This is a genomic window from Micromonospora sediminimaris, from assembly GCF_016863575.1.
In the GTDB taxonomy this organism is placed as follows: domain Bacteria; phylum Actinomycetota; class Actinomycetes; order Mycobacteriales; family Micromonosporaceae; genus Micromonospora; species Micromonospora sediminimaris.
In genome coordinates this window covers 26,111-38,644 of the sequence record NZ_BOPD01000015.1, presented here as the reverse complement: position 1 = coordinate 38,644, position 12,534 = coordinate 26,111, and the positions used below count along the sequence as shown (strand labels likewise).

The window sequence follows — 12,534 nt, the reverse complement described above, 5'->3', positions numbered from 1 at the left end:
GACACCGCCCCCGCGATCTTGCAGTTCTGGTCGCCGATACACCCCCTTTGGCATGCCGTGTCGCGACGGAAAGTGCAAGATCGCCGAGCAGAGGGCGGGGCGAGCAGGGCAGGGCGAGCAGGGCGAGCAGAGGGCGGGGCGAGCGGGGGTCAGGGTAGGGGTTCGACGCCGGGCGGGAGCTGGGCGGTGGCGGTGGCGGTGTGGACGTAGTCGAGCAGGATGCGGCGTAGTTCGCGGCCGGCGTGGGTGGGCACCGCGTCGCGGCGGCGAGCCACCGCGATGGTCCGGCGTACGCCCGGAGGAGCGAGCCGGGTGACGCGGACGCCGGCCCGGCGGGCGACCACCATGCCGGGGACCACGGCGATGCCCAGCCCGGCCTCGACGAAGCTGAGCACCGCGTCCATCTCCCCGCCGTCCACCGAAAGGGTCGGTTCGAAGCCGGCGTCCCGGCACGCCTGGAGGGTGGCGTCGCGCAGGTCGTAACCCTCGCGGAACATCACCATCGGCTGGTCGCGCAGGTCGGTGATGCGCAGGTCGGCGCCGGGCGTGGCGGTGGGCACCGGGTCGACCGAGGCGACCACCAGGCTCTCGGTGAGGATCGGGTCGGCCCGCAGGCCGGGATCGGTGCCCTGGGCGGGCATGATGATCAGCGCGAGGTCGAGGTCGCCCCGGAGCAGGTCACGGACGAGGTCCTGCGAGCCGCCCTCCTCCATCCGCAGGTCGACGGTCGGGTGGGCGTCGCGGAACCGGCGGAGCACCGGCGGGGCGAGGGAGGTGGCGAGGCTGGGAGTGGCGCCGAGGCGTACCCGGCCACGCCGCAGGCCGACCAGTTCCTGCACCTCCCGGGTGGCGGTCTCGACGTCGGCCAGGATCCGCTTGGCCAACGGCAGCAGCACCTCCCCCGCCGCGGTCAGGGTTATGTTGCCCCTTACCCGCTCGAACAGGGGTGCGCCGAGGGTGTCCTCCAGCGCGTGAATTTGCTTACTCAATGAGGGCTGGGTGATGCCCACGAGGTCGGCTGCCTGGGTGAAATGTCGCACTTCGGCCACCGCGACGAAGTACTTCAGCTGATGGAGCTGCATCTACATAGCTTATGGCTATCAAGACTGCGGTGTCGATGCATTGGACGACTGATCGAAGTCCTCCTAGCGTCGGTCGAGTGGTAGTCACGACGAGAACCCGGTCGCCCATCCGCTCCAATGTCGGCCTCAAGGCCGTCATGGCGGTGACGGGCATCCTGCTGGTGCTGTTCCTCATCGCCCACATGCTGGGCAACCTGAAGATCTTCTCGGGCGCGTCCTCGTTCGACCACTACGCGCACTGGCTGCGTGAACTCGGCGTCCCGCTACTGCCCAGCGCCGGGTTCCTGTGGATCCAACGGGTCGGCCTGCTGGCGGCGGTGCTGCTGCACATCTGGGCCGCCACGGTCCTGGCGTTGCGCGCCCGCGCCGCCCGCCCGGTGCGCTACGCCCACCGTAAGAAGGTCCGGGGCAGCTACGCGGCCCGGACCATGCGCTGGGGCGGCGTGATCATCCTGCTCTTCGTGGTCTACCACATCCTCGACCTGACCACCGGCACGCTGAACCCGGTCGGCGACCCGTCCCGGCCGTACGCGAACGTGGTCGCCGACTTCGCCCCGGAACGCTGGTACGTCACGGCCTTCTACACGCTGGCGATCGTCGCGCTCGGCTTCCACCTGCGGCACGGCGTGTTCAGCGCACTGCGCAGCCTGGGCCAGCAGACCCCGCGCGGCGAGCAGCGGGCCCGGGCGGTGGCGCTGGTCTTCGCCGTCGCGCTCTGCGCCGGCTACCTCGTGGTCCCGTTCGCCGTACTCACCGGATTGGTGTCCTGACCATGGATCTGTTCACCGAGGGCGACCCGATCGCCGACACCAGGGCCCCCGACGGGCCGATCGAGACCCGCTGGGAACGTCGCCGTTTCGAGGCGAAGCTGGTCAACCCGGCCAACCGCCGCAAGATGACCGTGATCGTGGTCGGCACCGGCCTGGCCGGTGGCTCCGCCGCGGCCACGCTCGCCGAGCAGGGCTACCGGGTCAAGTCGTACTGCTACCAGGACAGCCCCCGCCGGGCGCACTCGATCGCCGCACAGGGCGGCATCAACGCCGCCAAGAACTACCGCAACGACGGCGACTCGGTGCACCGGCTCTTCTACGACACGGTCAAGGGCGGTGACTTCCGCTCCCGCGAGTCGAACGTGCACCGGCTGGCCGAGGTCTCGGTAAACATCATCGACCAGTGCGTCGCCCAGGGCGTGCCCTTCGCCCGCGAGTACGGCGGTCTGCTCGACACCCGTTCGTTCGGCGGCGCGCAGGTGCAGCGCACCTTCTACGCCCGGGGCCAGACGGGCCAGCAGCTGCTGCTCGGCGCGTACCAGGCGTTGGAGCGGCAGATCGGTCTGGGCAACGTGGAGATGTACGCCCGGCACGAGATGCTGGAGCTGATCGTCGTCGACGGCAAGGCCCGGGGCATCGTGGTCCGGGACATGGTCACCGGCGAGATCACCACGGAGTTCGCCGACGCGGTGGTGCTCGCCTCCGGCGGCTACGGCAACGTCTTCTACCTCTCCACAAACGCCAAGGGCTGCAACGTCACCGCCACCTGGCGGGCGCACCGCAAGGGCGCGTACTTCGCCAATCCCTGCTACACCCAGATCCACCCGACCTGCATCCCGGTCTCCGGCGACCACCAGTCGAAGCTGACCCTGATGAGCGAGTCGCTGCGCAACGACGGCCGGGTCTGGGTGCCGAAGGCCAAGGGCGACGACCGCGATCCCCGCGAGATTCCCGAGGACGAGCGGGACTACTACCTGGAGCGCATCTACCCCTCCTTCGGCAACCTGGTGCCCCGCGACATCGCCTCCCGCGCCGCGAAGAACGTCTGCGACGAGGGCCGGGGCGTGGGTCCGACGAAGCTCGGGGTCTACCTCGACTTCGCCGACGCCATCGACCGGCTCGGCCGCAAGGCCATCGAGGCCAAGTACGGCAACCTCTTCGAGATGTACGAGCGGATCACCGGCGAGGACCCGTACGAGGTGCCGATGCGGATCTACCCCGCCGTGCACTACACGATGGGCGGCCTCTGGGTCGACTACGACCTCCAGTCGACGATCCCCGGCCTGTTCGTCATCGGTGAGGCGAACTTCTCCGACCACGGCGCGAACCGGCTCGGCGCCTCGGCGCTGATGCAGGGCCTGGCCGACGGGTACTTCGTGCTGCCCAACACGGTCGCCAACTACCTCGCCGCCGGCCCGTTCGAGAAGGTCGACGCGACCCACCCGGCGGCGGTCGAGGCCCGTCGGGACGTGGAGGACCGCATCCAGCGGCTGCTCGCGATCGACGGTGACCGGACGGTGGACTCGTTCCACCGCGAGCTGGGCCAGATCATGTGGGAGCACTGCGGCATGGAGCGCTCCGAGGCCAGGCTGCGCAAGGCCATCGACGAGATCCGCGCGCTGCGGGAGCAGTTCTGGCAGCGGGTCCGGGTGCCGGGCAACGGCGAAGGCTTGAACCAGTCGCTGGAGAAGGCCGGCCGGGTGGCCGACTTCTTCGAGCTGGCGGAGCTGATGTGCATCGACGCCCTGCACCGGGAGGAGTCCTGCGGCGGCCACTTCCGCGCCGAGCACCAGACCCCCGAGGGCGAGGCCCAGCGCGACGACGACCGGTTCGCGTACGTGGCGGCCTGGGAGTTCACCGCCACGGGTGAGCCGTCGGTGTTGCACAAGGAAGACCTGAACTTCGAATACGTCCACCCCACGCAGCGGAGCTACAAGTGAACCTGACCCTGCGCATCTGGCGCCAGTCCGGCCCCCAGGACAAGGGTCGGATGGTGAAGTACCAGGTCGACGACGTCTCACCGGACATGTCGTTCCTGGAGATGCTCGACGTGCTCAACGAGCGGCTCATCCTCGCCGGTGAGGAGCCGGTCGCCTTCGACCACGACTGCCGCGAGGGCATCTGCGGCATGTGCGGCCTCATGATCAACGGCGACGCGCACGGGCCGCAGCGTGGCACCACCGCCTGCCAGCTGCACATGCGGCAGTTCTCCGACGGCGACACCATCGACATCGAGCCGTGGCGGGCCCGGGCCTTCCCGGTCATCAAGGACCTGGTGGTCAACCGCAACGCCTTCGACAAAATCATCGCTGCTGGCGGGTACGTCACCGCGCCCACCGGCAGCGCGCCGGAGGCGCACTCCGTACCGGTGGCCAAGGCCGACGCCGACTCCGCCTTCGAGTCCGCCGCCTGCATCGGCTGCGGCGCCTGCGTGGCGGCCTGCCCGAACGGCTCCGGCATGCTGTTCACCGCCGCCAAGGTCACCCAGCTCTCGCTGCTCCCCCAGGGCCAGCCCGAGCGTTACACCCGGGTGATCGGCATGGTCGACGCGCACGACGAGGCCGGCTTCGGCGGCTGCACCAACGCCGGCGAGTGCACGGTGGTCTGCCCGAAGGGCATCCCGCTGACCACCATCGGCCGCCTCAACCGCGACTACCTGGCCGCCACCACCCGCCACGCCGACACCCCCGGCACCTGACCGCCCCGACCGGACTTCCCCCGTTGACCATGAGGTTGGCGGCAGTCGTTGATCTTCAAACTGCCGCCAACCTCATGATCAACCCCCGCGGGTGGGGGTAGGTCGGTTGAAGGGCGTTGTCGCGGGTAGCAGGTGAGCTACGAGGACGGCGGCGACGAGGGGGCGACATGCGGGCACTGACCTGGCAGGGCAAGCGGGACGTACGGGTCGCGGAGGTGCCCGACCCGAGGATCGAGGACCCTACCGACGCGATCGTGCGGATCACCTCCACCGCCATCTGCGGCTCCGACCTGCACCTGTACGAAGTCCTGGGCCCGTACCTCAAGCCGGGTGACATCCTCGGCCACGAACCGATGGGCATCGTCGAGGAGGTCGGACCCGGGGTGACCCGGCTCAAGCCCGGCGACCGGGTGGTGGTGCCGTTCAACATCTCCTGCGGATCCTGCTGGATGTGCCAGCGGCAGCTCTACGCCCAGTGCGAGACCACCCAGGTCACCGCCGAGGGCAAGGGCGCCGCGCTGTTCGGCTACACCTCCCTCTACGGTGCGGTGCCCGGCGGGCAGGCCCAGTTCCTTCGCGTCCCGTTCGCCGAGTTCGGCCCGATCAAGGTGCCGGACGATGGTCCGGACGAGCGCTGGCTCTACCTCTCCGACATCCTGCCGACCGCCTGGCAGGCGGTGAAGTACGCCGACACCCCGCGCGGCGGCACGCTCGCGGTCTTCGGCCTGGGGCCGGTGGGCCAATTCTGCGCCCGCATCGGCCGCCACCTCGGCGCGGACCGGGTGATCGGCCTCGACGTGGTGCCCGAGCGGCTGGAGATGGCCCGCCGGCACGGCGTGGAGGTGCTGGACATCTCCCAACTCGACGACGTGCCCGGCACGTTGATCGATCTGGTGGACGGACGTGGGCCGGACGCCGTGATCGACGCGGTCGGGATGGAGTCGCACGGCGCGCCGCTGGGCAAGATGGCTCAGGCCGCCGCCGGGCTGCTGCCGGACAAGCTCGCCCAGCCGATGATCGACAAGGTGGCGGTGGACCGGCTGGTCGCGCTCAAGGCCGCGCTCAAGGGCGTCCGGCGCGGGGGCACCGTCTCCATCTCCGGGGTGTACGGCGGCGAGGTCGACCCGTTGCCGCTGATGGAGATGTTCGACCGGGGCATCCAGGTGCGGATGGGTCAGTGCCACGTGCGGCGCTGGACCGACGAGATCATCCCGCTGCTCACCGACGACGACCCGCTCGGCGTGGCCGACCTGCGTACCCACCGGCTGCCGCTGGAGCAGGCGCCGCAGGCGTACGAGATGTTCCAGAAGAAGCAGGACGGCTGCGTGAAGGTCGTTCTCGCCCCGTGAGCCCATCGACGGGATCACCTACGTCGATCCTTCGGCCTAGGGTGTGTCGTGGACACACCAGGGGACCGATGGGAGAGACGAGTGACCATCCGGATGGACCGCAGGACCGCGCTCGGCCTGGGCACCGTGGCGACGGCCGGCACCGTGCTCGGCACCGGAGTGCCCGCCGCCGCTGACCCCGCCGAGGAGGCGGGCACGGCGGGCGGGCCGCGCGACCGGGAACGGCTCGCCGCCCGCATCGCCGCCGTCTTCCAGCGGGAGAGCACCCGGGCCGGCGGCAACTGGCAGGCGTACGTCAGTCTGGCCGGCCCGGACGGGCCGTTGGTCGCGGTGGACGAGTCGGCGGACCTGCGGATCGAGGCGTACAGCGTCAACAAGATCGCCGTGGCGGTCGCGGTGCTGGACAAGGTCGACCGGGGTCTGCTCACCCTCGACCACCAGGTGGAGGTGACCGAGGCGATCGTGGTGACCGGCGGGGACGGCATCTTCAGCCTGGACGGCGCCTACCCCAGCCTGGTCACCGTCGGCCACGTCCTGGCGAACCTGCTGACCGTCTCCGACGACACCGCGGTACGGCTCTGCGGGCTGGTCTGCCCGGCCGCCGAGGTCAACCAAATCCTGGTCGCCAAGGGCTTCCCGAACACCCAGGTGCAGCCGGTGGCCAACCCGAACCGCTTCTTCCTGGGCACCAGCACCCCACGGGAGACGCACGACCTGCTGCGGGCACTTGTCGCCGGCACCCTGCTCTCCCCCGCCTCGACCGATCGCGTGCTGCGGCTGCTGCGCTCGCCGGTGGCCTTCACCGACGGGGTACGCCGTGAGATGTCCTCCGCCGAACGGGCCCGCGTCGCCACCAAGGCCGGCTGGTTCGTCGACGCCCGACACGAAGCGGGAGTGATCTTCGACACTGCCGGTGCGCCACTTGTGACGTACGCCCTCTTCGCCGACGGGCAGCCCGGCGCGGACGACTTCGGCGCCACCCACCCCGCCGTGCAGGCACGGGCCCGGTGGGGCCGGCGGGTCATGGACCTGAGCGCCGGTTTCAACGGTACCGGCACCACCCACCGCGAGCGCACCTACCGCCCCAGCAACGGCGGCTGAACCCGGCCGGTGACGGCTAACGTGGACCTCGGGATCAACCGAGGGGGGACCATGCGGGCGCCGAACAAGCCGAGCGGACGTACGACCGGTCGGCGGATCACCGGGTCGGTGGCGGGCCTGGCCGCGTTGGCCGGGCTCGCCGGAGCGGCCTGGGCCGCGCGGAACGTGCCGGCCGCGATCGGCGGCCGGCTGGCCGGCGCCCGCGCCGAACGGGCGGCCCGGTCACCGCAGTTCCGCGACGGCGTTTTCCACAACCGGACGGACACCCGCACGATGGTGCCCGTCTCCGACCGAAACCTGTTCCGGGAACTGCTCTTCGGCAAGCAGAAGCGTCGGCCGGGCGCACCCGTGCCGCTGCTGCGACCGGCCGCCGAGACCGGGATCGACCCGGAACGCGAGCTGAACATCGTCTGGTACGGCCACGCCTCCACCCTGATCGAGATCGAGGGCAAGCGGGTGCTGCTGGACCCGGTGTGGAGCGACAGGTGCTCCCCGTCGACGGCGGTCGGCCCGCGCCGACTGCACGAACCCCCGGTACGCCTCGACGAACTGCCCCGAATCGACGCGATCCTGATCTCGCACGACCACTACGACCATCTCGACATGGGCACGGTGCGGGAACTGACCGCCCGGCAGTCGGCGCCGTTCCTGGTGCCGCTCGGGGTCGGCGCCCACCTCGACCGCTGGGGCGTCCCGGCGGAGCGGATCATCGAGCTGGACTGGTCGCAGACCCACCGGGTGGCCGAGTTGGAGATCACCTGCACCGCCGCCCAGCACTTCTCCGGCCGGGGCCTGCGCCGCAACGGCACGCTGTGGAGTTCCTGGGTGGTGGCCGGCCAGCAGCGCCGCGTCTACTACACCGGAGACTCCGGCTACTTCGGCGGGTACGCCGAGATCGGCACCGCGCACGGGCCGTTCGACGTGACGCTTATGCAGATCGGCGCGTACGACCGGGCCTGGCCGGGAATCCACATGTTCCCCGAGGAGGCGGTCGCCGCCCACCTGGACCTGCGCGGTGGGCTGTTCATTCCGGTGCACTGGGCCACCTTCAACCTGGCCCTGCACGACTGGTCCGAGCCGGTGGACCGGCTCTGGGCCGAGGCGAAGGCCCGCGACGTACGGCTGGCCGTGCCCCGCCCCGGCGAGCGGGTGGTGGTCGACGACCCACCCCCGGTCGACGGCTGGTGGCAGGCCATCGCCTGAGCCGCCGCCGCCCTGACGGGCCCGACCCGCCTCAGAGGACGAAGGCGTCGGTCCAGAGGGCGCCGGAGCGGCCGGAGAGCGCGTCCAGCATCGCCACCGCCTGACCGTCGGTGAGCTGGGCGACGAAATCCACGATGGCCCGGCCACGTGCCTTGCCGATGCGGTCCGGGGTACGCGGGTGCAGCTCCGCCTCGGCCAGCTCCACCAGGTCGTGCAGCCGCCGGGGCAGCCGGGACTCCTCCTCCGGATCCAGCAGCCACTCCCGCAGCGCGTCGACCAGGGTGTCGAGCAGCCGGGCCTGACCCCGCTGGTGCAACGCCAGGTCGGGACGGGCCAGCACGAATCGGTGGTGCACGAACTTGAGCACCTGCACCTCGTGCCACTGGGCCGGAGCCAGCAGCACGTGCCCGGAGCGTACGGCAGGCTGCTCGACGACGGTGATCGCGTCCACGAAACGGGTGGTCCACCGGGCGGAGAAGCGAGCCACGTACTGCTCCGCCTCGATCGACCCGTCGAACGGCAGCGCGAGCAGCCCCTCGACCAGTTCCTCCCGGACGTGTTCGACGGCGGCGGCGAACGCCTCGTCGTCGGCGATCCAGGCGTCCTTGTGGTGCAGTTGACGGCGCAGCCGCTCGATCGACGAGCCGGGCCGGCGGGCCGAGGTGGCCAGCGCCGAGTCGGTGATCGCCCGCAGATGGCCGCCCTCGCGCTGCCAGGCCATCAGCTCGGCGGCCACCGCACCCTGCTGAAGCACCCCGACCCGGTAGAAGTCCTCCACGTCGTGGATGGCGTACGCGATGTCGTCGGCGGTGTCCATCACCGACGCCTCGACGGTCTGCTGCCAGTCGGCGATCCGGCCGGCGAACGGTGCCCGGGCCTGCCGCAGGTCGTCCAGTTCCGTGCGGTACGCCCCGAACTTCAGCGAGCCGCTGTCCGGGTCGTCGGGCGGCGGGGTCGCGCCGCGCGGCGGCGGATCCATCGTCCGGGGGTGCGGGTCGGGGTGGTCCAGCCGGGTCCACGGGTACTTCAACATCGCCGCCCGCACCGCGGCGGTCAGGTCCAGGCCGGTGGTCGCCGCGCCCCGGATCTCGGTCGAGGTGACGATCCGGTACGACTGGGCGTTGCCCTCGAACCCGTCGGTCAGGCCGAGCCGGTGCCGGGCCAGCCGGTCCAGCACCCGCTCCCCCAGGTGCCCGAAGGGCGGGTGCCCGAGGTCGTGGGCGAGCGCGGCGGCCTCCACCACGTCCGGGTCGCAGCCGCCGAGCTTCTCCACCAGGTCACGCTGGTGGTCGTCGGCGGTGAGCCGCTCGGCGATCGCCCGGGCCACCTGGGCGACCTTCAGGCTGTGGGTGAGCCGGTTGTGCACCAGCAGCCCGGACCCGCCCGGGCTGACCACCTGGGTGACGCCGCCGAGCCGGGTGAAGAACGGCGAGCCGACGATGCGGTCCCGGTCGGCCCGGAACGGGCTGGTGGCCAGGTCGCCGAGGGTCCGCGCGCTGCCGCCGAAGAGGCGGCGCGCCCGGGGGTCCGCAGGTGGTTCCATGATCGCCACGGTAGCCCGGCAGAATGCACCACGGAACCCACACCCGAAGGCGGAGCGACAACGTGACCCTCTCTGTTCATCAGCGGATCGCCGAGGAACTCGGCGTCGCCGAGCGCCAGGTACGCGCGGCCGTGGAGCTGCTCGACGGTGGTGCCACCGTGCCGTTCATCGCGCGTTACCGGAAAGAGGCCACCGGCCTGCTCGACGACACCCAGCTGCGTACCCTGGAAGAGCGCCTGCGGTACCTGCGCGAGCTGGACGAGCGGCGCGCGGCGGTGCTGGAGTCCATCCGTTCCCAGGGCAAGCTCGACGAGGCCCTGGAAGCACAGATCATGGCGGCCGACTCGAAGTCCCGCCTGGAGGACATCTACCTGCCGTACAAGCCAAAGCGGCGGACCCGGGCGCAGATCGCCCGCGAGGCCGGGCTGGAGCCCCTCGCGGACACGCTGCTCGGCGACCCGACCCAGGATCCCCGCTCGGTGGCGGCGGCGTACGTCGACGCCGACAAGGGGGTTGCCGACGCCGCCGCCGCGCTGGACGGGGCGCGGGCCATCCTGATCGAGCGGTTCGCCGAGGACGCCGACCTGATCGGCACGCTGCGCGAGCAGATGTGGTCGCGGGGCCGGCTGGTGTCCCGGGTACGCGAGGGACAGGAGAGCGCCGGGGCGAAGTTCGCCGACTACTTCGACTTCGCCGAGCCGTACCCGAAGCTGCCCTCGCACCGCATCCTGGCCATGTTCCGGGGCGAGAAGGAGGGCGTGCTCGACCTGACCATGGACCCGGAGGCCGAGGGCGACGTCGACGCGGCGGTGACCGGGCCGACCCGCTACGAGGCCGCGATCGCCGGCCGGTTCGGGGTCAGCGACCAGGGGCGGCCCGCCGACCGCTGGCTGGCCGACACGGTGCGCTGGGCCTGGCGTACCCGCATCCTCATCCACCTCGGCGCGGACCTGCGGATGCGGCTCTGGCAGGCGGCCGAGGAGGAGGCCGTCCGGGTCTTCGCCACCAACCTGCGCGACCTGCTGCTGGCCGCGCCGGCCGGCGCCCGGCCCACCATGGGGCTGGACCCGGGCCTGCGGACCGGGGTGAAGGTGGCGGTGGTGGACGCCACCGGCAAGGTGGTCGCCACCGACACCATCTACCCGCACGAGCCGCGCCGGCAGTGGGACGCCTCCCTACACACCCTCGCCACGCTGGCCGCCGCGCACGGGGTCGAGCTGATCGCCATCGGCAACGGCACCGCCAGCCGGGAAACCGACAAGCTGGCCGGTGACCTGATCAAGCGGCACCCGGAGTTGAAGCTGACAAAGGTGGTGGTCTCCGAGGCCGGCGCGTCGGTCTACTCGGCCTCCGCGTACGCCGCGCAGGAGCTGCCCGGCCTGGACGTGTCGTTGCGTGGCGCGGTCTCCATCGCCCGCCGGCTGCAGGACCCGCTCGCCGAGCTGGTGAAGATCGACCCGCGCTCCATCGGCGTCGGGCAGTACCAGCACGACCTGTCCGAGGTGAAGCTGTCCCGGTCGCTGGACGCCGTGGTGGAGGACTGCGTCAACGGCGTCGGCGTGGACGTGAACACCGCCTCCGCGCCGCTGCTGACCCGGGTCTCCGGCATCGGCGCCGGGCTGGCCGAGAACATCGTGCTGCACCGGGACGCCAACGGCCCGTTCCGCACCCGGGCCGAGCTGAAGAAGGTCGCCCGGCTCGGCCCGAAGGCGTTCGAGCAGTGCGCCGGCTTCCTGCGCATCCCCGGCGGCGACGACCCGCTGGACTCCTCAAGCGTGCACCCCGAGGCGTACCCGGTGGTGCGCCGGATCCTCGCCTCGACCGGTCAGGACCTGCGCTCGATCATCGGCAAGAGCGCCATCCTGCGGGGGCTGCGCGCCACCGACTTCGTCGACGACACGTTCGGCCTGCCCACCGTCACCGACATCCTCGCCGAGTTGGAGAAGCCGGGCCGCGACCCACGGCCGGAGTTCAAGACCGCCACCTTCGTCGAGGGCGTCGAAAAGATCAGCGACCTGACGCCCGGGATGGTGCTGGAAGGCGTGGTCACCAACGTCGCCGCGTTCGGCGCGTTCGTGGACGTCGGCGTGCACCAGGACGGCCTGGTGCACGTGTCGGCGATGTCCCGCACCTTCGTGAAGGATCCCCGCGACGTGGTCAAGTCCGGCGACGTGGTGAAGGTCAAGGTGCTGGACGTCGACGTGCCGCGCAAGCGCATCTCGCTGACCCTCCGCCTGGACGACGAGTCCGAGCCCGGCGCCGGACGTGGTGGCGGCCGGGACGGCGCGGCCGGGCACGACCGTGGTAGCCAGGGCGGTCGGGGTAGCCAGGGCGGTCGGGGTGGCCAGGGCGGTCGGGGTGGCCAGGGCCGCGATGGGCAGGGCCGCGGCGCGCAGGGCAGGCAGGTGCGCCAGGGACGCGGTGCGGCGGCACCCGCCGACGGCGCGATGGCCGACGCGCTGCGCCGCGCCGGTCTGCTCTAGAGAGCCTCCTTCGTCAACGGCCGTGGCCGACGGGACGCATACCCGGTCCCGCCGGACACGGCCGTTGGCACCAGCCGAGGCATACACCACCTCGCGCCCTTTGCTCTGCTTCAACGGACGCAACGGTTCCGAGGCACCGCTGGTGCGTGGGTTGAAGCAGAGCAAAGGGCGTCAACCCACACACCGATCGGGTTCAACACATCGGACAACTTCGCGGGTATTGCTGCCTCAACCCGTCGCGAGACCGCAGCATCCCTGAAGTTGCTGACGGTGCCAGGGGTAGCGGGTGGGGGAAGAGGAGCGCC

9 protein-coding genes are annotated in these 12,534 nt (G+C 71.3%); 7 read left to right on the top strand and 2 right to left on the bottom strand.

Annotated elements, in window-relative coordinates; translation table 11 throughout:
• Window positions 1-149: 149 nt before the first annotated feature.
• Entirely contained in the window at window positions 150-1,082 is a 933-nt protein-coding gene (locus tag Vse01_RS13190) for a LysR family transcriptional regulator (protein ID WP_093404706.1), read from the bottom strand.
• Window positions 1,083-1,159: 77 nt separating this feature from the next.
• Between Vse01_RS13190 and Vse01_RS13185 the strand changes: the two genes are divergently transcribed.
• From Vse01_RS13185 to Vse01_RS13160, 6 genes are all read left to right on the top strand, one after another.
• Window positions 1,160-1,852 carry a succinate dehydrogenase cytochrome b subunit gene (locus Vse01_RS13185; protein ID WP_275415496.1) on the top strand — a complete coding sequence of 231 codons (693 nt, stop codon included), beginning with the start codon at window positions 1,160-1,162 and terminating at the stop codon, window positions 1,850-1,852.
• 2 nt (window positions 1,853-1,854) lie between these two features.
• Window positions 1,855-3,792 carry a fumarate reductase/succinate dehydrogenase flavoprotein subunit gene (locus Vse01_RS13180; protein WP_093404708.1) on the top strand — a complete coding sequence of 646 codons (1,938 nt, stop codon included), beginning with the start codon at window positions 1,855-1,857 and terminating at the stop codon, window positions 3,790-3,792.
• On the top strand, window positions 3,789-4,550 hold the full coding sequence (locus tag Vse01_RS13175) for a succinate dehydrogenase/fumarate reductase iron-sulfur subunit (RefSeq protein WP_093404711.1): 762 nt from the start codon (window positions 3,789-3,791) through the stop codon (window positions 4,548-4,550). The genes Vse01_RS13180 and Vse01_RS13175 overlap by 4 nt, the downstream gene beginning before the upstream one ends.
• 167 nt (window positions 4,551-4,717) lie before the next feature.
• Complete coding sequence (locus tag Vse01_RS13170) at window positions 4,718-5,899, top strand: zinc-dependent alcohol dehydrogenase (RefSeq protein ID WP_093404713.1); 1,182 nt, start codon at window positions 4,718-4,720, stop codon at window positions 5,897-5,899.
• Window positions 5,900-5,980: 81 nt separating this feature from the next.
• Window positions 5,981-7,000 carry a serine hydrolase gene (locus Vse01_RS13165; protein ID WP_232511248.1) on the top strand — a complete coding sequence of 340 codons (1,020 nt, stop codon included), beginning with the start codon at window positions 5,981-5,983 and terminating at the stop codon, window positions 6,998-7,000.
• Between the two features lie 51 nt (window positions 7,001-7,051).
• Window positions 7,052-8,203, top strand: a complete 1,152-nt coding sequence (locus Vse01_RS13160; protein ID WP_093404884.1) for an MBL fold metallo-hydrolase — start codon at window positions 7,052-7,054, stop codon at window positions 8,201-8,203.
• A gap of 31 nt (window positions 8,204-8,234) precedes the next feature.
• Here Vse01_RS13160 and Vse01_RS13155 read toward each other — a convergent pair whose 3' ends face one another.
• Window positions 8,235-9,746 carry a deoxyguanosinetriphosphate triphosphohydrolase family protein gene (locus Vse01_RS13155; RefSeq protein ID WP_093404716.1) on the bottom strand — a complete coding sequence of 504 codons (1,512 nt, stop codon included), beginning with the start codon at window positions 9,744-9,746 and terminating at the stop codon, window positions 8,235-8,237.
• Window positions 9,747-9,808: 62 nt separating this feature from the next.
• On the opposite strand from Vse01_RS13155, the gene Vse01_RS13150 reads away from it, so the two are divergent.
• Entirely contained in the window at window positions 9,809-12,229 is a 2,421-nt protein-coding gene (locus Vse01_RS13150; protein ID WP_093404718.1) for a Tex family protein, read from the top strand.
• Window positions 12,230-12,534: the final 305 nt, after the last annotated feature.

Coding starts and splice junctions, on each gene's coding strand:
- Vse01_RS13160 (WP_093404884.1), top strand. CDS start 7,052: ATGCGGGCGCCGAACAAGCCGAGCGGACGTACGACCGGTCGGCGGATC.
- Vse01_RS13170 (WP_093404713.1), top strand. CDS start 4,718: ATGCGGGCACTGACCTGGCAGGGCAAGCGGGACGTACGGGTCGCGGAG.
- Vse01_RS13155 (WP_093404716.1), bottom strand. CDS start 9,746: ATGGAACCACCTGCGGACCCCCGGGCGCGCCGCCTCTTCGGCGGCAGC.
- Vse01_RS13190 (WP_093404706.1), bottom strand. CDS start 1,082: ATGCAGCTCCATCAGCTGAAGTACTTCGTCGCGGTGGCCGAAGTGCGA.
- Vse01_RS13180 (WP_093404708.1), top strand. CDS start 1,855: ATGGATCTGTTCACCGAGGGCGACCCGATCGCCGACACCAGGGCCCCC.